Origin of the sequence: Bacillus sp. UMB0728, assembly GCF_002858875.1 — a bacterium.
GTDB classification, from domain to species: domain Bacteria; phylum Bacillota; class Bacilli; order Bacillales; family Cytobacillaceae; genus Bacillus_AB; species Bacillus_AB infantis.
This window is the reverse complement of record NZ_PKLA01000005.1, coordinates 232,415-253,517: the sequence shown is the minus strand read 5'-3', so window position 1 is coordinate 253,517 and position 21,103 is coordinate 232,415. Positions and strand designations below refer to the sequence as shown.

At 43.6% G+C, this 21,103-nt stretch carries 31 protein-coding genes; 5 read left to right on the top strand and 26 right to left on the bottom strand.

Annotated features, from left to right (window positions below; translation table 11 throughout):
* Positions 1 to 3: 3 nt before the first annotated feature.
* The gene (locus CYJ37_RS20630; RefSeq protein WP_101551536.1) at positions 4 to 1,635 is read left to right on the top strand and encodes a glycoside hydrolase family 43 protein; all 1,632 of its coding nucleotides are present in this window, start codon (positions 4 to 6) and stop codon (positions 1,633 to 1,635) included.
* A gap of 650 nt (positions 1,636 to 2,285) precedes the next feature.
* Here CYJ37_RS20630 and CYJ37_RS20625 read toward each other — a convergent pair.
* The 4 genes from CYJ37_RS20625 to CYJ37_RS20610 form a co-directional block, all read right to left on the bottom strand.
* Positions 2,286 to 2,969 (bottom strand): response regulator transcription factor, encoded by a 684-nt coding sequence (locus tag CYJ37_RS20625; RefSeq protein WP_101551534.1) that lies wholly within the window; start codon positions 2,967 to 2,969, stop codon positions 2,286 to 2,288.
* Positions 2,970 to 4,055, bottom strand: coding sequence for a sensor histidine kinase (locus tag CYJ37_RS20620; protein ID WP_101551532.1), 1,086 nt, complete (start codon positions 4,053 to 4,055; stop codon positions 2,970 to 2,972). It abuts the gene before it with no gap.
* Between the two features lie 88 nt (positions 4,056 to 4,143).
* Complete coding sequence (locus CYJ37_RS20615) at positions 4,144 to 4,344, bottom strand: DUF5957 family protein (protein WP_101551530.1); 201 nt, start codon at positions 4,342 to 4,344, stop codon at positions 4,144 to 4,146.
* Positions 4,341 to 4,760 (bottom strand): DUF6220 domain-containing protein, encoded by a 420-nt coding sequence (locus CYJ37_RS20610; RefSeq protein ID WP_257964268.1) that lies wholly within the window; start codon positions 4,758 to 4,760, stop codon positions 4,341 to 4,343. Before CYJ37_RS20610 ends, CYJ37_RS20615 begins: the two co-directional genes overlap by 4 nt.
* A gap of 150 nt (positions 4,761 to 4,910) precedes the next feature.
* Here CYJ37_RS20610 and CYJ37_RS20605 point away from each other — a divergent pair, with 150 nt between their 5' ends.
* Positions 4,911 to 5,225 carry an ArsR/SmtB family transcription factor gene (locus tag CYJ37_RS20605; protein WP_101551745.1) on the top strand — a complete coding sequence of 105 codons (315 nt, stop codon included), beginning with the start codon at positions 4,911 to 4,913 and terminating at the stop codon, positions 5,223 to 5,225.
* 113 nt (positions 5,226 to 5,338) lie between these two features.
* Positions 5,339 to 6,553, top strand: coding sequence for an MFS transporter (locus CYJ37_RS20600; RefSeq protein ID WP_257964267.1), 1,215 nt, complete (start codon positions 5,339 to 5,341; stop codon positions 6,551 to 6,553).
* Between the two features lie 129 nt (positions 6,554 to 6,682).
* On the opposite strand, the gene CYJ37_RS20595 is transcribed toward CYJ37_RS20600, so the two are convergent.
* The 3 genes from CYJ37_RS20595 to CYJ37_RS20585 all read right to left on the bottom strand — a co-directional run bounded on the left by CYJ37_RS20595 (position 6,683) and on the right by CYJ37_RS20585 (position 8,986).
* Positions 6,683 to 7,147, bottom strand: coding sequence for a DUF2691 family protein (locus CYJ37_RS20595; protein WP_101551526.1), 465 nt, complete (start codon positions 7,145 to 7,147; stop codon positions 6,683 to 6,685).
* A 106-nt stretch (positions 7,148 to 7,253) separates the two neighbouring features.
* Positions 7,254 to 8,036, bottom strand: a complete 783-nt coding sequence (locus tag CYJ37_RS20590) for an alpha/beta fold hydrolase (protein ID WP_257964266.1) — start codon at positions 8,034 to 8,036, stop codon at positions 7,254 to 7,256.
* Between the two features lie 149 nt (positions 8,037 to 8,185).
* The gene (locus CYJ37_RS20585) at positions 8,186 to 8,986 is read right to left on the bottom strand and encodes a phosphotransferase (protein WP_101551524.1); all 801 of its coding nucleotides are present in this window, start codon (positions 8,984 to 8,986) and stop codon (positions 8,186 to 8,188) included.
* Positions 8,987 to 9,298: 312 nt separating this feature from the next.
* Here CYJ37_RS20585 and CYJ37_RS20580 point away from each other — a divergent pair, with 312 nt between their 5' ends.
* Entirely contained in the window at positions 9,299 to 9,838 is a 540-nt protein-coding gene (locus tag CYJ37_RS20580) for a DUF6241 domain-containing protein (protein ID WP_101551522.1), read from the top strand.
* A 52-nt stretch (positions 9,839 to 9,890) separates the two neighbouring features.
* Here the strand turns inward: CYJ37_RS20580 and CYJ37_RS20575 are convergent, their stop codons facing one another.
* The 3 genes from CYJ37_RS20575 to CYJ37_RS20565 all read right to left on the bottom strand — a co-directional run bounded on the left by CYJ37_RS20575 (position 9,891) and on the right by CYJ37_RS20565 (position 12,818).
* Positions 9,891 to 10,355, bottom strand: a complete 465-nt coding sequence (locus CYJ37_RS20575; protein ID WP_101551520.1) for a GNAT family N-acetyltransferase — start codon at positions 10,353 to 10,355, stop codon at positions 9,891 to 9,893.
* Between the two features lie 196 nt (positions 10,356 to 10,551).
* Entirely contained in the window at positions 10,552 to 11,580 is a 1,029-nt protein-coding gene (locus tag CYJ37_RS20570) for an STAS domain-containing protein (RefSeq protein WP_009791912.1), read from the bottom strand.
* A gap of 242 nt (positions 11,581 to 11,822) precedes the next feature.
* Positions 11,823 to 12,818, bottom strand: coding sequence for a fatty acid desaturase (locus CYJ37_RS20565; RefSeq protein ID WP_371931585.1), 996 nt, complete (start codon positions 12,816 to 12,818; stop codon positions 11,823 to 11,825).
* Positions 12,819 to 13,325: 507 nt separating this feature from the next.
* Here CYJ37_RS20565 and CYJ37_RS20560 point away from each other — a divergent pair.
* Complete coding sequence (locus tag CYJ37_RS20560; protein WP_009791915.1) at positions 13,326 to 13,526, top strand: cold-shock protein; 201 nt, start codon at positions 13,326 to 13,328, stop codon at positions 13,524 to 13,526.
* Between the two features lie 62 nt (positions 13,527 to 13,588).
* On the opposite strand, the gene CYJ37_RS20555 is transcribed toward CYJ37_RS20560, so the two are convergent.
* The 16 genes from CYJ37_RS20555 to hprK all read right to left on the bottom strand — a co-directional run bounded on the left by CYJ37_RS20555 (position 13,589) and on the right by hprK (position 21,003).
* On the bottom strand, positions 13,589 to 14,056 hold the full coding sequence (locus CYJ37_RS20555; protein WP_142385289.1) for a hypothetical protein: 468 nt from the start codon (positions 14,054 to 14,056) through the stop codon (positions 13,589 to 13,591).
* A gap of 103 nt (positions 14,057 to 14,159) precedes the next feature.
* On the bottom strand, positions 14,160 to 14,591 hold the full coding sequence (locus tag CYJ37_RS20550; protein ID WP_101551513.1) for a terpene synthase: 432 nt from the start codon (positions 14,589 to 14,591) through the stop codon (positions 14,160 to 14,162).
* Between the two features lie 35 nt (positions 14,592 to 14,626).
* On the bottom strand, positions 14,627 to 15,094 hold the full coding sequence (locus CYJ37_RS20545; protein WP_101551511.1) for a hypothetical protein: 468 nt from the start codon (positions 15,092 to 15,094) through the stop codon (positions 14,627 to 14,629).
* A 19-nt stretch (positions 15,095 to 15,113) separates the two neighbouring features.
* Positions 15,114 to 15,383, bottom strand: a complete 270-nt coding sequence (locus CYJ37_RS20540; RefSeq protein WP_101551509.1) for a hypothetical protein — start codon at positions 15,381 to 15,383, stop codon at positions 15,114 to 15,116.
* 106 nt (positions 15,384 to 15,489) lie between these two features.
* Positions 15,490 to 15,876 (bottom strand): hypothetical protein, encoded by a 387-nt coding sequence (locus CYJ37_RS20535; protein WP_101551507.1) that lies wholly within the window; start codon positions 15,874 to 15,876, stop codon positions 15,490 to 15,492.
* A 12-nt stretch (positions 15,877 to 15,888) separates the two neighbouring features.
* A complete protein-coding gene (locus CYJ37_RS20530) occupies positions 15,889 to 16,272 on the bottom strand; it encodes a hypothetical protein (protein WP_257964265.1) in 384 nt (127 codons plus the stop codon).
* Positions 16,273 to 16,295: 23 nt separating this feature from the next.
* Entirely contained in the window at positions 16,296 to 16,544 is a 249-nt protein-coding gene (locus tag CYJ37_RS20525) for a hypothetical protein (protein WP_101551505.1), read from the bottom strand.
* 39 nt (positions 16,545 to 16,583) lie between these two features.
* Complete coding sequence (locus CYJ37_RS20520) at positions 16,584 to 16,823, bottom strand: hypothetical protein (protein ID WP_142385288.1); 240 nt, start codon at positions 16,821 to 16,823, stop codon at positions 16,584 to 16,586.
* 63 nt (positions 16,824 to 16,886) lie between these two features.
* Positions 16,887 to 17,246, bottom strand: a complete 360-nt coding sequence (locus tag CYJ37_RS20515) for an NIPSNAP family protein (RefSeq protein WP_101551501.1) — start codon at positions 17,244 to 17,246, stop codon at positions 16,887 to 16,889.
* The gene (locus tag CYJ37_RS20510) at positions 17,243 to 17,704 is read right to left on the bottom strand and encodes an NUDIX hydrolase (RefSeq protein ID WP_101551499.1); all 462 of its coding nucleotides are present in this window, start codon (positions 17,702 to 17,704) and stop codon (positions 17,243 to 17,245) included. The genes CYJ37_RS20515 and CYJ37_RS20510 overlap by 4 nt, the downstream gene beginning before the upstream one ends.
* Before the next feature lie 44 nt (positions 17,705 to 17,748).
* Positions 17,749 to 18,291 (bottom strand): hypothetical protein, encoded by a 543-nt coding sequence (locus CYJ37_RS20505; RefSeq protein ID WP_101551497.1) that lies wholly within the window; start codon positions 18,289 to 18,291, stop codon positions 17,749 to 17,751.
* A gap of 33 nt (positions 18,292 to 18,324) precedes the next feature.
* Positions 18,325 to 18,762 carry a hypothetical protein gene (locus tag CYJ37_RS20500; RefSeq protein WP_257964264.1) on the bottom strand — a complete coding sequence of 146 codons (438 nt, stop codon included), beginning with the start codon at positions 18,760 to 18,762 and terminating at the stop codon, positions 18,325 to 18,327.
* A 15-nt stretch (positions 18,763 to 18,777) separates the two neighbouring features.
* Positions 18,778 to 19,209: an NUDIX hydrolase gene (locus tag CYJ37_RS20495; protein WP_101551495.1), complete on the bottom strand. Its 432-nt coding sequence runs from the start codon at positions 19,207 to 19,209 to the stop codon at positions 18,778 to 18,780.
* Entirely contained in the window at positions 19,196 to 19,381 is a 186-nt protein-coding gene (locus tag CYJ37_RS20490) for a serine kinase (RefSeq protein WP_101551493.1), read from the bottom strand. Before CYJ37_RS20490 ends, CYJ37_RS20495 begins: the two co-directional genes overlap by 14 nt.
* A gap of 152 nt (positions 19,382 to 19,533) precedes the next feature.
* Positions 19,534 to 20,013: a hypothetical protein gene (locus CYJ37_RS20485; RefSeq protein WP_101551491.1), complete on the bottom strand. Its 480-nt coding sequence runs from the start codon at positions 20,011 to 20,013 to the stop codon at positions 19,534 to 19,536.
* Positions 20,014 to 20,085: 72 nt separating this feature from the next.
* A complete protein-coding gene (gene hprK, locus CYJ37_RS20480) occupies positions 20,086 to 21,003 on the bottom strand; it encodes an HPr(Ser) kinase/phosphatase (RefSeq protein ID WP_101551488.1) in 918 nt (305 codons plus the stop codon).
* Positions 21,004 to 21,103 lie beyond the last annotated feature (100 nt).

Here is a 21,103-nt window from a genome sequence, read left to right as displayed (position 1 = left end):
ACAATGACAATCATTCAAAATCCGATATTAACAGGCTTTAACCCTGATCCAAGCATTTGCCGTGCAGGCGAAGATTATTATATTGCCGTTTCTACATTTGAATGGTTCCCTGGCGTCGGGATCTATCACTCCAAGGACCTTAAAAACTGGCGGCTCATCTCCCGCCCGCTCAACCGCCTCAGCCAATTGAATATGATGGGTAATCCTGACTCCGGCGGCATCTGGGCCCCTGCCCTGTCTTACCATGATGATAAATTCTGGCTGATCTACACAGATGTCAAAGTGGTTGAAGGACAGTGGAAAGACAGCCATAACTACCTCGTCACCTGCGACAAGATTGATGGTGAATGGTCAGAGCCTGTCTACATGAACAGCTCCGGCTTTGATCCTTCTTTATTCCATGATGAGGACGGAAAGAAATATTTCGTCAACATGATGTGGGATCACAGGGTCGGCAACCATAACTTCTATGGTATCGTCCTGCAGGAATTCAGTGTTGAGGAGCAGAAGCTTGTCGGCAAAAAAGAGGTTATCTTTAAAGGCACCGATATTAAACTGACTGAAGCGCCCCATCTTTATAAGATGAATGGCTATTATTATCTCCTCACAGCTGAAGGAGGAACAAAATACGACCACCAGGCAACCATCGCCCGATCAAAAGACCTGTGGGGTCCATATGAAGTGCATCCTGACAATCCGCTGATCACGTCATTCCCGTACCCAAGGAATCCGCTGCAGAAAGCCGGACATGCTTCGATCGTACAGACGCATACGGACGAATGGTTCCTTGTGCACCTGACCGGCCGCCCATTGCCGCAGGAAAACAAAGCGCTTCTCGACCCGCGCGGCTATTGTCCTCTGGGCAGGGAAACCGCTATCCAGCGCCTCGAATGGAAAAATGACTGGCCATATGTGGTCGGAGGCAACCAGCCATCCGTCGAAATTGAAGGACCGGCCATCGAGGAAGTCAAATGGGGGAAGGATTTTGATGAGAAGGATGATTTCAGCTCTGAAACTTTGAATCTTCATTTCCAGTCACTAAGGATTCCGCTTGGAGAGGACATTGTTTCATTAAAAGACAACCCTGGGCATCTGCGCCTTTATGGAAGGGAATCACTAACATCCAAATTTACGCAAGCGCATATCGCGAGGCGCTGGCAGCATTTCAATTTTACGGCCGAAACAAAAGTGGCCTTCAATCCTGACACATTCCAGCAGGCTGCCGGACTCGTAAACTACTATAATACACAAAACTGGACCGCCCTGCAGATCACCTGGCACGAAGAAAAAGGCCGGATCCTCGACTTGACGGTCTGCGATAACTTTACATTCAGCCAGCCGCTCCAGGACAGCCCAATCACCGTTCCGGACGAAGCAGACTATGTTTACCTGCGCGTAAATGTAAGCACTAACACTTACCGCTATTCCTATTCATTCGACGGAAACAGCTGGACCGAGGTCCCAGTCACCCTGGAGTCCTACAAACTCTCAGACGACTACATCAACGGAGGCGGCTTCTTCACCGGCGCATTCGTCGGCATGCAATGCCAGGACACATCCGGGCAGAGGCTTCATGCTGATTTTGATTATTTTGTATATCGAGCCATGGGGTCAGACCCCCTGGCCCAAAATTAAGGATCCGAATCACAAAAACTCCGCTTGCTGCCATCAGCCAGGCGGAGTTTTTTTAGACTAGTATTAAACTTTATATTAATTAAAGCCCCGTACTTAATTGGCTGTGTTGATTTTTATTGTAGAGGAATATATTTTATTGAAACAAAACAGAGGAGTATTGCTTTCAAGAGAAAGTTATTGATTGAGGGTAAAGAAAGTGTCGAATAGAGATTATAAAGAAAGCCTCCTTTTAATAAGCTCCAGCTCTTTCATTACGTGAAGCTTTTTCCCGAATAAAGTCCTGATCCAGTTCCAATTTATTGAATCGGTCCATTACTTCTTTATGGTGACCATCAATTTTTGCATCAGTGCTATCCATTCTTGCTTCAATAACATCAAAGCGTCTATCAATGGAGTAAAACTTCTTTTCAATGGAATCAAACTTCCTACCAATTGAGTCAAATTTCGCTGTGCTCCTGTTGAACGGTTTGCATATTGGCTACCTTTGTAAGCAGCTGCGTTAGCATTCCTTCAAGTCGGTCAAATCTTTCTTCCGTCATTTTCTCACCTCCCTTTACTTTATTATAAGATAGTCACTTGAAACTAGACTATGTCAATCTTTTCACCCTTAAGCGCAAAAAAAGGTGCCCCATCATTTTCTCCCCACACCCTCATTTAAACCGATACCCCACTCCCCATATCGTTTCGATATACTCCGGACTCGATGGATCTTTTTCAATTTTCTCGCGTATTTTCCTAATATGAACGGTGACGGTCGTGATATCACCCAGGGAATCATAGCCCCAAATCCGCTCAAACAGATGCTCCTTCGAGAAAACTCTGTCCGGGTTTGAAGCAAGGAACCACAGCAAATCGAATTCCTTTGCCGTGAACACCTTCTCTTCTCCATCTGCATACACCCGCCGTGAATCGGCATCCATCACCAGCCCTCTCTTCCGTACCTCCCGCTTCTCCGGCTGGCGGCTGATCAGCCGGTCATATCTGGCTGTATGCGCCTTAACCCTGGCGACAAGCTCATTCGGATTGAACGGCTTCACAATATAATCATCCGCGCCCCGGTCAAAGCCCCTGATTTTATCAATATCCTCCTTACGCGCAGTCACCATCAGGATCGGGATGTCCAGGAATTCTCTCATTTCCCTGCATAGCTGGAAGCCATCAATCCCCGGAAGCATTAAATCCAGCAGGATCAGGCTGTATTCATTTGTCTTAGCCAGCCTCAGCCCTTCCTCGCCATTGGAAGCAATATCGCTGTCAAAGCCGCTCACTTCCAAATAATCCCGCTCCAGCTCGGCAATATCCGTCTCATCTTCTATAATCAGTATCCTTTTCATTTACTTCACCTTTTTCAATGTAAAATGAATGCTTGTTCCTTTCCCCGGCTCACTGGCTGCCCAAATCCTCCCGCCATGCCCCTCAATGATTTTCCTGGCAATTGAAAGGCCGAGTCCGCTGCCGCCTGTCGCCGAATTGCGGGATGCATCAGTACGGTAGAAGCTGTCAAATATGCGGGGAAGATCCTCTTTACCGATGCCGGCCCCGTTATCCTTGATTTCAACCTCTAGATCTTCCGTCCCCGAAGTCAGCCTGATCAGAATCCGTTTAGATGTTTTGTCCATGTATTTCAGGCTGTTTTGCGTAATGTTCATAACAGCCCTGTTCAGCTTTTCCCGGTCGGCTTCAGCGAGAAAGCCCTGCTCCCCTTCTAAAATCAGCTCTGCACGCCCATTTTCCTTTTCCATCTTATATGACAGCTCCTCAATATAATCGGCAAAAAAGGAATCAAGCATCACTTTTTCAAAATGGAAGGGCATCTGCTCCAGGTCCAGCTTGGAATATAAAAACAGCTCATCAATCAAGGCGTCCATTTCATTAGCATTCCTGCTGATTTTGCTCATATACCGCTCCAGCTTTTCGGGAGTTCCTGCTATGCCGTCCTGAATCCCGCTCACATAGCCTTTGATTGAGGTTAAAGGAGTTTTCAGATCATGCGAAATGCTGGCGATGAGCTCCTGCCGGTTTCTTTCATACTGCTTCTGCATGCGCTCAGCTTCCTTCAGCTTCAGCCTCATGTCTTCAAATGTATTGGACAGCTGCCCCAGTTCATCCCGGCTGCTGGATTTCACACTGTATTCTAGATTACCTTCACTGATTTTTCCGGCCGCCTCAGACAGCTCCCGGATAGGCACAAGAATGCTCTTTGATACAAAGTAAGTCAGTATTGCATTTGTCAGCACGAGGATCACGATCACTGCCGCAAACCTGGCAGTCAGGAACAGCTGCAGCTCCCGCCCCTCAGGCTTCCCGTTGAACAGATAGAAAAATAAATACCCGGCTATAACCTCCACTACCAGCAAGCTGAGCACCGGAATCAGAATCATCCCGATATTGGACAAGATCAGCCTTTTCCTTATCGACATAGGTTCACCTGCTCTCCTGCTCCATTCTAACCTAATTTTTCCCCATATATAGCGGCCGGCTGTCAAGATTCCCCTGACAGCCCTTCTATTATTGTTTATTCTTCAAGCTTCTGCGGTCCATCACAGGTACAAGCACTGCACAGATGGCTGCCGTAAAGTATGGGAGATATTTAACCCCAAACGGCTGGCTGAACAAGCCCATGCTGATGATCCCGATTACACTTGACAAGGCAATCCCAAGAATAAAACCGCCCACAATGCCAAGCAGTATAGCTGCAAAACCTCTCATCCTTCCCCCCCCTCCCTTTTACGATTCGGAAATAACAATCCCCAGGCACTCTTTGCTATAAGAAGCGACTGAATTAAAATAATCACCGCAATAACCGGATGCAGCGCCCCTGCCCATGGCAGCGTACCCGTTATATTCGCTGTAAAATACATCAAAAAAATCGACAGCATCACACCCAGCACCTGAACTAAAATAGAACGCGGCAGTCCGCCAACAAAAGCCGAGATAAGCATCAAAAGCGGGAGAGAAAACCCAAAAAGGTGGACCAACCTGACATGCCTCATCCAGCTTGCCGGATTCACAAACACCCCCATCCCCGCAATATACAGCTGTGTCAGGACACACACCGCAAACAAAATCGAAAACACCACAAAAGCCATCCCCCCGGCCCGAAACCTTAAAGAACCCTCTTTCATAACCATTCCTCCTTCAATTGACTCTGTGAACATCGTACAGAGAATTTCTAAACCGGGGCTTATGGAATTCTTAAATAATTCTTAAATGAGCCAAGGGGTCTGTCCCCCTTGCTCTTGACATATCGAGATTATTCGATATACAATGACGGCATGGAACCTATTGAATTGTTTAAGGTGCTGTCAAATGAGACGAGGGTGAATATTTTAAAGTGGTTGAAAGAGCCGGAGAAGAATTTTCCCAAGCAGCAATCGCATCTCCCTAAGGAGGTCAGCATTGAGGGCGGCGTATGTGTCGGGGATATACAGGAAAAAGCAAATGCTTCTCAATCCACGGTTTCCCATTATTTAACCATAATGCAAAAAGCAGGTCTGCTGGAATCGGTCCGCTATGGCCAATGGACATACTACAGAAGAAACGAAGAAACAATCCGCCAGCTGGCTGAGTTTCTAAAAACAGAAATCTAGGGCGTCGCTCGGGCCGATTTCTGTTTTTTTCACAGCACTCATATCGATAATTCTAGATATCTATTTATATAAAAAATCTAAACACCACCAAGAAAAACTATAGGAGTGATTCTTTGAGCACCACCGAGAGTACATCATTATTGAAAAAGCATAAAATACTAATTTTCACTTTGACCCTTTTGACCTTTGTCATGGGAACAAGTGAATTTGTCATTGTCGGTCTGCTGACAGAGGTTTCCGGTGATTTAGGCATCACCGTGGCGGCGGCAGGTACCCTTGTATCCGGCTTTGCCATCGCCTATGCCATCGGGACGCCTGTTGTGACAGCGCTCGTCAGCAGGTTCCCAAAATATCCATTGATGCTGGCCCTTATATCTATCTTCATCATCGGCAATATTGTCAGCGCCTTGTCAGGCAGCTATGTGGTTCTGTTCTCTTCCAGAATCATCACCGCTGTGGTCAGCGGAGTTTTAACTGCTCTTGCCATGTCTGCAGCCAGTGATATCATGCCGCCCGCTAAAAGGTCCTCTGCGATTGCCATGATCTTCGCAGGATTCACGATTGCCAATGTAATGGGCGTACCGATCGGCACGTTTGTCGGCCAATTGGACAGCTGGCATCTGACATTCTGGCTGACAGCCTTGCTTGGTGCAGCAGCACTGATCATCAGCATTCTCGTATTGCCGAGGAACCTGTCCAGTGAAAAAAGCTCACTGAAAGATTCCTTGAAGCTGTTCACTTATCCAAGGATTCTGCTTGCTTTCCTTATGCCCATTTTTTGTTTCACAGGAACTTATACGATTTACACATATATAACGCCGATCCTGGAAAATGGCATGTCACTGCCGGCTAAGTATACCGGACTCATCCTGCTTGCTTACGGGATCTTCTCGATTTTCAGCAATGTTCTGGCCGGAAAGATTGCAAGCAGCAATGGCATCGGAAAGCTGCGCTTTGTCTTTATTGTCCAAGCAGTCATTCTGGCAAGTCTGTACTTCACCATCCATTCAGCCTTTTGGGGACTTGTCAGCATCATGCTGATGGCCGTCATGCTCTACGCTATGAACGCAGCCATTCAAATCTACTTCATGGACCTGGCTCAGACATATGCTCCCGGAGCGAAGGACTTCGCCTCCTCCCTGACTCCGGTTTCTGTCAACATCGGAATCGCATCAGGCTCTGCCCTGGGAGGCTTAGTTGTCTCAACCGGAAGTCTCGTCCACTTGTCCTGGACAGGCGCACTGGCAGCCTTAGCCGCTTCAGCCCTGGCTTTCATCAGCTACAGGCTGGATAGAGGAACAGGCTCCGCAACCCGCTCAGCAGAATAGCCACTCACAAGCTTGTTCCCGTTTTCGGGGGCAGGCTATTTTTTCACAGGAAAACAACAGAATATTTTCCCGAAAAAACAAAACAAGCTGGATAGCTGCCCTCTTACCAGGCAGGCATCCAGCTTCTAATCACCAAACAGCAAGCTCACTTCTCCCATCATTTTCATCAGTAATATATTCCGCATTCAAGAAACGCTCCTTGCAAAAACGGTACATCCTTTCTGTCCTCTCTCTATCTTTGCAATAAACCGCCACATCTGAACAGTCCACTATCATAATCGCCATCCGGCAATCACTTTTCAAAAAGTCTTTGTAGGTCTTAATATCGCCCGCAGCCTTTCCAGGCGGAAAAGCCTTTAAGTCAGCAAAAATGAGATAGCAGGAGCAAGGATGAAGATATGCCAGCAGTTCCTCTCCTGCCATGACCATTTTATTTTCCGGGAAAAGCTCTCTGCCCAGCTCTCCGTTTTCTATAAAATAACCTTCCTCACCAGCGATTACCCACTCAAAGCTGGAAGCTTCCAGCGCCAGCAGAATCTCAAAAAGAAACCGGCCATATTCATTGGGAATTTCAAAAGTGATCCCTCTTTTCATTTTTGGGTCTGCCTCCCACTAATAATAAGCACTCAAAAACGCTGCAATATCCTCATTAATCTTATTCAAATATTCATCAGAAGGAAAATGCCCCATTTCATATGCCTTAAAGTCGGTTAGATTTGGGATGATTTTTTTTTGCTGCCGGGTTAAGACTCTGCTCAGGAAAGAAGACGTCTTTTTTTCCCGCTATAACCAGGGTCGGCGCCTGGTATCCCGCCAACTCATGACGCTCCGTTATCTTCGGCATATCCTGTTCAAGCTTCACATATTTGAATACATGTCCAATTATTTCTTTATCCCGCACTTTCATAGAACCGCCGGACATCACTCCTGTAAGTTTATCCAGCTGTTTTTCCGAAGAAAAGGCCTTAAAGGCAAGCATCGGCAGTAGAATATCCTTAATCATCCTGGCCTTGGGCCCAAGGCTGATCCCTGCCGGCGACACCAGCACTGCGCAGTCAATCAGGTCGGGCATATAGGCTGCCATCCTCATAATGATTCCTCCGCCATAAGAAGGACCGACAAAAGCGCAGCTGCTGATCTGGAAATGATCCATCAGCTCTTTTACCCATTTCGGAAAACTATCATCCTGAGCTGAAATCCTTGTTTCTGCGCTGAAACCCGGGTGTCCGATGGTATCCGGGGCATAAATCCGATAGCTGTCCGCTAATGAGGAGAACCACGACAGTGTCATCGGATTGATGCAATTGCCTCCCTGAAAAATAAATACAGGCTTCGCCTCCTTTGGCCCTGCAGCGAGGACATGTGTCCTTCCATAGCTGGTTTCCGCATATACCCTTTCCACATTAAAACTCAAAGTGCCTATATACGCTTCATAATCCTTCTCCAGCGTGCGTTTGCCATGTTTATTTTTATAGATGGTCATTTGGCATCTCCCCAGCGTTTTTATATCAGCCTTTACTGTGGATATACGCACGAGAGAGCTGGTAAGTTTCATTTCAATGAAAGCAGTGACAGCGCTTTTTAAATAATCGTTAAAAAAGCGCTAAACCGGCCAGGCATAGCGCTTTTCACTCACATGATCCACTCTTCCCCATGTGCACGAATGAATTGAAGTTCCTTCTGGTAATGCTCAAGATGCCCTTCATCAATCATCTTTTGAAACGCCTTGTCTCCCTCTTCAGCTTTCCTTCTTATGGTTTTGCATAACCCATCTACCCGGAGCCGCACCATCTCTAAATATCCATGTTCCAATCCAGCCATACCATAGGTTTGAAAAAATAATGCAACCCTCTGTTTTATGCGTTCGGCATCCTTTGACCGGTCATAATAAACTGCTTCACCTGTTTCCGTATGGTACAGTCTGCTTAAAGGAACACAAGTGTAAAGAGCATAAGCGATATCCCAAATTCTCGGGCCGGGCGCAGCAACGTCAAAATCTATAATCCCTGCCGGCTTTTCGTGCCTGAAAATAATATTATAAACGGCAAAATCATTGTGGCACACTACCTCAAACGGCTGAGGGGTGTTATCAATCGGCTGCCAGCTCTCATCCATTGGAAAATCGCTCACAGCATCATGATAGAGCCGAAGCATTCCTGCAATCTCTTTTAAAGCATCATTAGACCACATATATTTTTTTAAAGGATAATTGCCGGCTTCTCCTTCAATAAAGCTCAGGATCTCTCTATTTTTTTCGTCAATGCCTAAAAACCTCGGTGCGAAGCTGAATCCTTTATTTTCTAAATACTGCAATAACTTTTGGATGTTTTTACTATCAGGCTTCATTTCCCGCCGGACTGTATCTCCAGAACGATAAACGTTTGTGACATTTCCTCCTGATAGCAGCTCTTCGTTTTTGTCCTGACTCTTCATGAAGATTCCTCCTGGTCAGGGACGCTATGATTATGCCAATAGAGATGCAACTTCACCCGCAATATCTGCCTGGCAATGGAAATTTATATGGCCGCATCATGTATCCCTTGAATGAATTAAGATCAGCAAATAAACGTATCCCCCAACAAGGACCGCCCACTGCCTCTATCCAATTCTACAAATCAATTCAAGATATTCCACATGTGCAATATAGATTCCCCTTTCTATGCATCTCTCAATTTTTATAATACCAAATATTAGCATTCCAGTGAAACCCGAGTGGTATAATGGAGAAAAGGAGAAGAGCCATCCATGAAAAAAATAATCTTCATATTGGCAGCCATCGCCTTGCTCCTGGTTCTCTTTATCACAGTCAATTTCATGAAAACAACCAATAACACAGATCAGAATGAAAGCATAGAACAAACTCAGCCAGAGTCCGGTCCCTTTGAAGAAGCCTGGGATCCAGATGCAGCACCTGAACAGGTTGCCAAAGTGGAAGGGGCAACTACAACATTCCCGGTAGACCAAAGCTCTGCTGAAAAAGAAGTCATGGATACCATGCACTTTATGACACATCAGAAAGTCATGGCCGAGAAAAAGACCGGTGCTGTCGAGATGAGCAAAGAAAATGTTGAAAAAATCTTTAGCATCCTGCAATCGAGTGATTTTGAAAAAAAAGAAACGCTGCTGGAAATAGCAGCGAAGTGGAGAAACGAAGACTTTACTGGCATCATAGAGGATCATAATTATTTTTGGGAAATGGATGGCGGCCAGATTGGCAAGGCATACAGGGTTCTGAAGCCAGCTGATGAGGAGAAATTTATTGAGAATAACTTTAGAAATCCATAAATAAAACAGCTGCCGGATTGGCCGCTGTTTTTAAAAGCCTGAGGGCCTTGTTTTATATAAGCTTCAGCTTCAACCCTTCATGTGTTGCCTTAAACCCTAAACGCTCATAAAATCTCAGCGCATCCGGCCTTTTTTTATCAGTTGTCAGCTGCACCAGATGGCAGCCGCGTTCTTCTGCACGCTGAATGGCCCATGTAATCAGTTCAGACCCTATTCCCATACCTCTTACTGAAGCCGCTGTTCTTACCCCTTCAATCGCAGCCCTCCATCCGCCTTGATGTGTGAGATAGGGTGTAAAGGTTATTTGCTGAACCCCAACGGCTTCAGTTCCCCTGCATGCAACGATCAGCTCATTATTAGGATCAGATGAAATAGCTTGGAATGCTTTTTTGTAGCTGTCGGGAAGCGGATGCTCATACCTTTCGCGGGTACTCCCGAGAACATCATCCGCAAGCATGAGCACAATGCTGTCCAAGTCTTCCTGAGCTGCGGTTCTAATGCTTATTTTGGCCTCCATTCCTTTCCCTCCCTATAGAATCTATATTTCTATGCTAACTGAGTTCATTCCATAAAGGAATTACAAGTATATGATGACTCTTCATAAAGATTTCTTATGATTACAGCCAGGTATTTTCGGGGCGCTCTTTTAAGTGGATAGATCTGCAGCCGTCAGAAGGCGGAACCAGGTCGAAAAAACACAAAAAGAAGGCACTTCACGCCTTCTTTTCTTTAATCTCAAAACCGTTTTGCCCAATGGCATATTCTACTCCATGCTGTAATGTAGAGAAGGTTTGTACTTTGCTGAATAGAATGTTTGAATGTGATATTTGTATGGCCTGGTCCGCTGAAATACCGACAATAAAGCATTCCCCGCCTATCAAGCGGATAGAAAGAATCAGCTTTTGGATGCCTTCTATCGTGTAGCTGTCCAGCCCTTTCACACCTGTCAGATCAATTAACAGGTAATTGGCTTTCAGCCTGGAAAATTCAAGCAGTGAACGTTCGATAAAATTGGATAGTCGTTCATCGTTGAAATTGCCAATAAGCGGGACGACAACAATTCCTTTCAATACCGGAATAATCGGGGTGGATAATTCATTCACAAGGGTGGAAAGTTCTTCGGTTCTCTCTTTTACTTTTTGCTCCAGCTCCAGGATATGTTCTGTCTCTTTTTGTCTTGCTAGTTCGAAGATATTTTCTGTAGGTGAAACATCAGAAGGAAAGATTTCAATTTCGTCATATTCGTTTCCATCCAGCTGGCTTTTGTTGATTTTGTACCAGACTTTTTGTTCAAATAGGCCTGTAAAGACTCCTGCCCAGTGGCTCGGCAATAATACGCCAGCCTTTTCCTTGTCTGTATGATTAAAAATCCTGTGCTCCCAGCTGTTGGTCAGCTGAACGGTTGCTCTCTTTTCTTCAAAATTATATTGAACAATTTTGACGTTGCCCCAGCCGGCATTTCTGTATATATCACTATATTCTTCAAGGAGCTGTTCGAGGTCCCTTCGGCCGGTATAATAAGAAGTTACCAGGTGGCCCATCCGATATCCCGTAGCTTCATAAACAGTTTTAGATACATCTTCACCAGAAACTTCTTCAATGGTTTTCAAAAATAATTCTATTGCTGAATCCCAAAATAAAAGCGCTGGTGCACCATCAAAGGTAAAGAGCCCGTTTTGGGGATCCCACACAAACTCATTACTGTTTACCTCTACCGTTACTTTTTCCCTTGCCAACGCCATAAAGTTCACTCCCCCGCTATTCTTATGCCTGTTTATTTTAATAGATGACTGCTTTTTTACCAATAAATTCACCATATAATTGCAGTTCTATACATATCTCATTTGCCCGATCATTCGGTGGTGCACCAGAATGTAAAAAGTACATTTTATCCAACAAAAAAAGTGCTGACTGCACAAATCATTTGCGCATGTTAGCACTTTTTTTGCAAGGTACAAACCTCTTATCATGATATCCCGATCAATTAATCAGATCCCAGCCGTGCTGATTCCTGGGCTTTAGCAGCCTTCCCCAGATGGCTGAACCCAACAAATTTCTTCCCATCTTCATCCCAAAGACGGAACTTTAAGGACTGAAGGCTGGTTGCCAGTGTAATGGTCGGAACGTTTTGCAAGGGTTCCGTGTTTTTATGCACTTCTTCAAGCTTATAGTTCGGGACTCTTGGGCTCAGGTGGTGCACATGATGGAAACCGATATTGCCTGTCAGCCACTGCATGACTTTGGGAAGCTTGTAAAATGAGCTTCCTTCAACGGCTGCTTTTACATATTCCCAATGCTCATTTTCTTCAAAATAAGAATCCTCAAACGTGTGCTGAATATAAAACAGCCATACTCCGAGAGTACCCGAAATCATGAAAGTCGGCACCTGAACGAGCAGGAAGTTCTGCCAGCCGATAGCCCAGCATACAAGTCCCGCCACAGCCGCGATTCCCAGGTTCGTAATATACGTATTCATCCGTTCTTTGGGCTTTGCCCCTTTGCGGTTGAAACGATTGGTAATGCCAAAAACGTAAATCGGGCCGAGTATGAACATAACAAACGGATTTCTGTACAAACGGTATAAGATTTTGGTTTTAGTTGAAGCTTCCAAATATTCCTCAACAGTCAGTACCCAAATATCGCCTGTCCCGCGCTTGTCCAGATTGCTGCTGGTGGCATGATGGACAGAATGGTCATGTGCCCACTGGTCGAAAGGATGCAGCGTCAGAATCCCCGTTATCGTGCCAAGGATCCGATTCGCCTTCCTGTTCTTGAAAAAGGAATAGTGGCAGCAGTCATGAAAGATAATGAAGATTCTCACTAAAAAGCCTGCTGCAGCCACAGAAATCGCTAATGTAAGGAAATAAGAGACCGGTATGCTCTTATAAGCCAGGTACCACAACAGGAAGAATGGCACCAATGTGTTAATAATCTGCCAGATACTTTTTTGTAAATCGGACTTTTCATAAGGAGTAACCATTTTTCTCAAAGCCCTTGGGTTTTGTTCGTTCATTTTTAGAAGTTTCTCCTTCACTCAATTAGTTAATTTAAGTATAGAAAACGTTTTATCTTTGCGGTAGTCCCAGCTGTCATATACCATACATGATAAGTGTCATGGTTATCTCATTTTTTCAAAAAAACTTTCACTTTCTCATCTGCCAGGAAGATAGCTGAACCTATGTATAGCGGCGTAAAAAAATTATACCCAGCTCGATATCGGATAAAACTTTCTGCCTGCTCCTTTGTGGGAATATAGCTTTCATTATAGAAATGATTGAAAATTTGGCACCCGTTTAAGCAACTCATCCCACCTAACAAATATTGCCATAATAAAACAAGAATATAATTTGCAATTTTTTCCGATTGCTGTTATGATGAAAAAGAATTATTTTTGTTCGGTATAAGTTAATTAATGACTTTTCGTCTATATAAATACTTTGAGCAGGGATAGTAATACATTGTGCGGCAGCACTAGGAGGCAACAAAAATGGAACAAGGTACAGTTAAATGGTTTAATGCAGAAAAAGGTTTTGGCTTCATCGAACGCGAAGGTGGAGACGATGTATTCGTACACTTCTCTGCTATTCAAAGCGAAGGATTCAAATCTTTAGACGAAGGTCAAAAAGTAACATTTGACGTTGAGCAAGGTGCTCGCGGACCTCAAGCAGCTAACGTTCAAAAAGCTTAATCTTCGCATAATACAGACAGGCCCTATATAAATAGGGCCTGTTTTTTTCTGTATAATGAAAATTATTCAGTGTCAGAAAGCACCTTATGGAAAGTACGGAGTAATTTGATTTCCTTTTCAGATTTGCCGGACTCAGGACAAAGTGAAAGGAAGCGTGCATTAACAGCGTAAATAACTGTATCTGCTGATTTTACTTCCTTACTATTATTTACTATGACGTTCTCATATGGCAAAAATATTCTTATCACATGGGTATACCCTGCTGGACCCGGATTAGATTTAACCTCCCTGATCCATATGCGGACTTTTTCGCGTTCAGGCCCTATCCATTCTACAGAATCTGCCTTGTATTTCTTGTGATACAATCTGGAAATATCCTGATCCAGCCATACCCGCAAAGACTCATAAATAAAGGTTTTCGCAGCCTGATCTTTTACCTCCGCTTCTTCTCCCGTTTCTAAGATTTCAGAAGCAGATACATGTCCAGTTAATAAGACAAAACCAATGACTAGCAGCATTACTTTTTTCAAAATCATCACTTCCCAATATGCAGTTATGCATTATTCTCCTTAAGATGAAGGTTTCCATACCATGCAAATATTGGGTTAACAAAGACTGCAAGCCGTCTGCATATCAATCTTGCGATAAATATATCCAATTTCTCTCATCAAAATCCTGGATCACAAAATTCGACCCTATTTTTTGCAGCATCTTATTGAAAGATTCTATAGTATCTTCCTCTTCATACAAGTCCTTTTGAACATATTCCTGAATGATGAAATTCGTCAAATGGGTGTTGTTCACAAACTCCGAAAAGAATGTTCTTAATGTGATCGAATCGGCTTGGCTTAATTTTTTATCGCTAATCAATGCAATCCTGAAAACATTTAAAATCTCATTAATATCCTCTTCGTCCATAAAGCATAAAGGATCCAATTTTTTGTCTTCTTCTGTAAAAGGATTCCGAGTATCCTCAATGATGCTATACGCTAAAACTCTTCCGTCCCGTATTACTTGGAAAATCTCCAGATTACGCAATTTCAAGATTCTGGCAAGTGATATCATCATTTCCTCCTGACCAAATGTATATTTGGTGTTCCCTATGCTTTCACTTTTCTAATTATTATATTGGCACAATGGATGATTATCTTCGTCTGTGAAAACAGGTAAATCTCATGCTTCAGCTTCTTTTTGCTCAGCGGAGTGATTTCATCATATCCCCAATCATCGAGGCCATTTCTGCCGCCAAATGCAATCTCTTTTGGATTGTTGCCATAAACATTTCGCGTGATATCATAGTCCATGAAAAACTTGCGGACATTCTGCCACTGAATTTCATAGGTACCAGCTGTCTCATCATACTGCTTAATAACCATCAGGATTGCGGTCGGATCCTTTGTTATTCCATTCTCTTTATTCAAAACCGTAAGCGAAACAACCTTTCCATCATGGAAAGAGTGGTTTTTCAGGAAATTGGCTGTTTCTTTATTAAACCTGGGCAATAGCTTCTGTAATTCTTTTCTATATCCCAGTATATCCCAATGGTCGTCATCAATAAAATATTTCATTACTTCATCCTTTATTCTATTAAAAGTTTTGTATAACAGAAAAGAAGATCAACACGTAACCTATATTTGCTGCTATGGCCAGCAAAGATTTTATGATCGGTTCTTTTAACACTAAAGCCCCGATTCCTAAAAGAACGCCTGTAAATGACAGAAACATTGGCAATACCAAATTGCTTAAAGTTAACAGCATGGTAAATAATCCGCCCCAGTCTCCTATGAGGAAAAATAGTATATTTGAGATTAGATTGATAGCGACGCATATAAGTGACATCCTGGTTAATTCAGCCATGCTTCACCTTCACCTGCTTTCTGCTTTTCGGAATCAGATCAGGCAAAAAAAATAGCCCGGTTGGAGCTATTTTAAATTGACTTCAGTGTACCTCATTACTCTTCCATTATCCCTCAACAATCGCCAGATACTTCAAAACCTTCCCCTCGGACTCCACTAGTAAAATATCTTCTCTCTCCCTAGCAGAGAATATCCTTGCACCGACAGGAAGCTTATTCGACATAGCATCTTCAAAATCTGTATCGTTCTCATTCCTGGATTGTATTTCACCAATTTGAGCGTCCTTTTTTAATGACAATTCTTCGACCCAATCTATATTCGTTTGGTAGATGACACCATCATACTGAAAAATATCAGCATCCGGATCCAGCCTTAAAACTTCTTCTGCATCAATGGCGTCAATGGAAACTGCCGTGCTTTCGCCTTCATTAGAGCAACCCGCAGATGTGAAAATCGTTATACCAATTAAGAAATACAATAGATATCGGCACAACCCGCTTCCCTCCTACTCCGACATTCCAACAAAATAATCCCTTATATCTGCCGGAAGCTCTTCGACAGCAAGGACTTTAAACTTCGTTGTTCCTGGTGAAGTTTTGATAATATAAGATTTATCATCATACTCAAACAATGTGAATTGGCCTATGCTATTGGCGCTATGATCTGGGCTGTTTATATAATCAAAGTCCTTTTTCTTAAAATGCTCCTCGTATCCTTTTAAGCTCAGCTTTTGTGCTTCTTCAAAATCGGCTGCAAAAGAAAGATCCTGGTATAATTCAATTGAATTTTTCGGCGTATGAAAATAATAGATCATTCCCCCCTCAATCATGAATGCCATTATGAAGAGAACAATACGATATCTTATTATGCTTTTTTGCGGGGTATCCATCCTGCCATTTCCCTCCCTTCTTGTCAGTCACCTTTCTTGAAAAAAAACAAATGGTAAATGACAATCAAGATGCCTGCTGCTATTAACGCAATACTTAGAACATAGGGAACCCAGCCTGCTATGTCAGTAAGCACTGATGCCAGTTTTCCCGGCGGATTGCTCCAGCCGGTCAGATGGGGCATATATGCAGCAATTGCCAGATGCATGAAGCCGAATAAAACGATTCCTGAAAAAAACAATATATACCCAAATGTGAGTAGTCTCTGCTCCACCGCTTACCCTCCAGGTTAGAAAAAAATATTACTTACATCTCAAAAACCATTCGATCTTCTCTCGAAATACGTCCATATCAAAAAAATCAGAACCGACAATCCAATGATGATAAAGCCCGCATTGGAGATAAATTGAAAATCCCATTCTTTTACTATCTTCTTATCTGCTCCATAATAGTTCAGCAAAACATAATTTGAGTCCTCATAGTCCAGGAAAAAGTATGATAGGATACCGCCAAGCAGGATTCCGCCGGTCAAAGATAAAAAGAATTTTTTCAATGGGCCTGCCTCCTTATTGTTCACCTTTCCTCCTCGCAACTGATACTTGAACTTTTTTCACTACTAGCATGAAAGAATCGTATGTCCTTCAGGTACCGTAGTCTCCAAAAAGTCCTCATCCACCTTAAAAAATATCCTGCCCAGATTCTCCCTACCGCCCATTTTCTCAAACCAATCCTGCACACGCTGGACGTGCTCTTTATCATGTCTCACATTGTTTTCAATGTTTTCATATGCTTCACGGCTGTCATATTGCCATATTGCAAAGATTTCGACTGCCCCTTCTGCCGGCTGTCCCATCCATCTTCCGACCAGCCTTGACCCGTATTTCAGCTGGGCCGGCAGCAGCGTCTGATTAAAATGAAGATTGAAATCTTCTACAATGCTTTCATCCACTTTATAGCTTTTTCTGCGGTAAATCATCTGCTTTCCCCCTTACTTAAACTATGTATTTTCAACGCTTCCTTCACTGCCCATCCCTGGTGCTCATGAAACAGACCTGCTTCAGCTTCCAAAGGATCCAGCCATATCAGCGTATGGTCCTCTTCCAGCGGCAGGCTTATTTGCCTGACGATTTCACATAAGTAGAAATACCCTTCGCTCAAATAGTATTTATATTCATTGGTAGAGTAAAAATATCTTTGTGCCTGCCCCAGAAAAGGACCGAGTTCAATCTCGGTCCCCATTTCTTCAAGAGCCTCTCTTTTCATGCATTCTTCATGCGTCTCCCTGGCCTCTATTCCTCCGCCGGGAAGAAAATACTTTCCGTCCCCGGTCTGTATGACAGCGACTTTCCCATTCTCCGGGTGAAGAAACAGTCCGTAGACAGCCGGTCTGCTGGTATATTCTATTTTCTCAATTTTTTCTCCAAAAGTAATCATCCTGATCGATGCGAGCCTCCTTTTTAGGACAAAGGGACAGGTCTTTAAGATAACTTGTTCTTAAAAACCACTTCTCCTTCTGCATTGTAAGCAATATATTCAGCATCATAGATTTCATCGCTATCTGTTCTGAATAGTCCAAACTTTTCATCCGCAGCTTTAGTAAGAAGCTTGAAGTTGTGAATAGTTTGATCTCCCTTTACTATTTCAACACGGTCTATTTCTTTATCAAATACCCGAAGAATCACAGCGTTGTATTCTTCTTCACCTGTAAATGGCGAAGTGAAGAAGGCAAGGTGAATCGGGTCATGTATTCCTTCCGGTGTAAAGGCAAACTCTTTTTTGGCCTCCCAAGAAAATAACGACCTCTCTAAATACATTTCCCTTTCCTCACCTGCTGCAGTGTGCAGAAAAGCAACGGATAGATGGTTATCAATCATATCGATATGGTCTATACTGACTCCGTTTGTTTTTTTCGCAATCTCATTAGCAATTTGTGCCTCGCTCCCCCGAGCAGGCAGAAGCCAAATGAAGGAGAAAACAGCCGCAATGGCTATTCCGATGAAAAACCGTTTTTTTACAGACATTAATCGGAACCTCTCTTTTACTAATTTAAAAGTTTACTGCTTTTCTCTGTGCAGTTCAAAAGTCTCCTCGGCATCATCCCATTTTACATAAACTTTGATAATATCATCCTCATTCACTATGCCGCTATTCTCCGAAGATCCGCTGCTTTTAAAAACCTTTTTCGTCGGCGGTGCATCAAATTTTGTTGCGCCGCTTCCCCTCCCTGCTGACGTTTCATAAGAGTACTCTATTTTTTTCATGGATGAAAGCTCTTCTAAAGGCCCTTTATACTCTAAAAAGAACTCATCATTATTTTCGTTAGAGTATGTGCGGCTTCCATTTTTCTCGCCCCACACCTCTGTTCCTTTAAATACGTACTCCGCTTCCCAATGGTCGCTTTCCCCGACAAATCGATAGTCATAAGTGTTCACTTCTTTCGAACAGGCAGCTAAAAACATCAAGGAAAAAAATAACAAGAGTATTTTTTTCAACCTTACTCCCCCTGTCTATTGAATCAGCGCTAATAGTTCCTCAGGGACCAGCCGTAATCCCTTATCCCGAAACTCATTGATAGGCTTCCACATTAACTTGAACTCTTCCCCATTATCCTCAAGACCCATAAAAGATGGTTTTTGATAGAAGGAAGGATCAACAAACTCCCCATCATAGACAAAAACGAACTCATGGCGGGGAATCCCATTGTAGGTAAAGATATTTTCAAGGGTCCCTAAATGAATGAGATTCCTAACGTTTGCCCCAATTTCCTCGAACACTTCTCTTTCCAGCGCTTCAGTGCTTTTTTCGCCAAACTCAATCCCCCCGCCAATCGGACGGTAGAAATAGTCCTGCTTAACTTTGTCGAACCCCTCAGCCACAAGTATCGAGTCATCTTTTCTGAACACACAGATCGCAATGGCCCGAATATTATTTCTTATCATCCTGTCCCTCCAGCTTCGCCTTTCTTTTCCATATATAAAAGACAGCAAATAAATTAATGGCCACACCCATGGCGTGCATGATAAAATTGCCGGTGCTGCCTAAACGATCTACGGTGATGCTTATTAAAAAACTCCCGATCATTAATAACGGAACAGCTAAAAAGAATCTCAAATCAAATTCCCTCCGGAACAATGCTTTCTGACGAGCTCATGCTGAAAAGCTTGCCTTAAAACTGAACATCAGCAGGCTCAATCAGTTATCGGCTGGTTCAATATTTACCAGCTTTGTATTTTCTATAAGTTCTTTTGAATATGATGTTATATCTATGGTCTTTCAATCGTGATAACATCCTCAGCAGGCGTCAAATATTCCCCTTCCCCGATCGTAAAATCAGCCCCCTGCCTTTCCACTTCAGCATACTGCACCACTTCACCATCGTTCATGAAGACCAGCAGATAAATATCATCTCTAAAGTCAATGCTGCTGGGATCGTTAAAAGAGACACCTAACTGTTCCTCTATATGCTCTTGAGGACTATACGGCGTAAATAAAAAGGCCTTTTCCCAATCGAAATCCGCCAATGAGTCAAGAGGTATCTCATTGCTATCTTTATCTTTCACAATATCAGAAATAGACTTTTCTAAATCTGTATTATGCTGAACACCACTGCAGCCTGCTAATAACAGCAGGATGAGTAAGAATGCCGCTGCTCTTTTCAAAAGTATCCCTTCCCTCTGCAAACAGACAAAATTTCCAAATAATTCATCTTTATTATAGACGAAACAAAAGCTGTAATGTTTCATTTTCCCCCGCTCTATTTATGCAGCAGGAAAGAAGCACAAAAAAAGAGCCCCGCAAGGCCCTTCTTTAAACAGTTAAAATTCACTATCCAGTCTGCTCATGAAATCCGATGCAGCGCTGTACCCCTGCTGCCGCAAATACCAGTTGTTCGCAGCTGCCTCGATCAACCCGGCCACGTCACGGCCTGGCTGAAGCTGGATTTCCATTGATGGCACTTTAACGCCCAGATATTCCGTGAAATCAGGCTGATGCTCTAAATCATTGTTAAGCGAATTCTTTTCCCATTTCGTTAATTGGATATCCAGCGAAATCCGTGTTTCATTCTGGAATGCCTTCAGTCCATAAGAGCGGACCACATTGATCAGCCCAACACTGCGGAGGGCCAGAAACTCTTTTGTTTTTTCATCATGCGTCCCTAAGAGCGTCTGCGGGCTAAGCTTTTTCAGCACGACAATATCATCTGCCACAAGCCTGTGTCCCCGGCCAATCAGCGTATGAGCTGTTTCACTCTTCCCCACTCCCGAATTCCCCCGCAGCAGGATCCCCATTCCATACACATTCACACAAACTCCGTGAACATAGGTTTCCTCTGCCAGCTCTTTAACCAAGTAGGCATCCAGCTGGGAAATATAGTCGGACGTAGTTTCAGGAATTTCAGTTGTCAGCAGCGGAATGCCGTACTCATTGCAATAATGCCTTAGGTACGTCAGCCCCTTATCACCTGTTGTTACAATAAAGCATGGCGGGTGATAGTTGACGATATTGCCAATCCGTATTTTCCGTTCCTCTTCTGTCTGCTTATGTAAAAAGTTGATCTCTTTTCTTCCCAAAATCTGAATCCGGTCTGTTGGGAAAAAATCAAAATGCCCCACAAATTCCAAGCCCGGCCTGTGCACCCTCGACTGAGTGATCAGCTTATCCAGATTATCCTTTCCAGCCAGCACCTTCAACGAAAACCTCTCAACCAAATCACTAACCTTAACACTCTTCACTCTCCAAATCACCGCCAATAACGTATATAACTTCATATTATATCAAAAATGAGCCAGGGGGACAGACCCTCTGGCTCGTTTGAGCCAAGGGGTCTGTCCC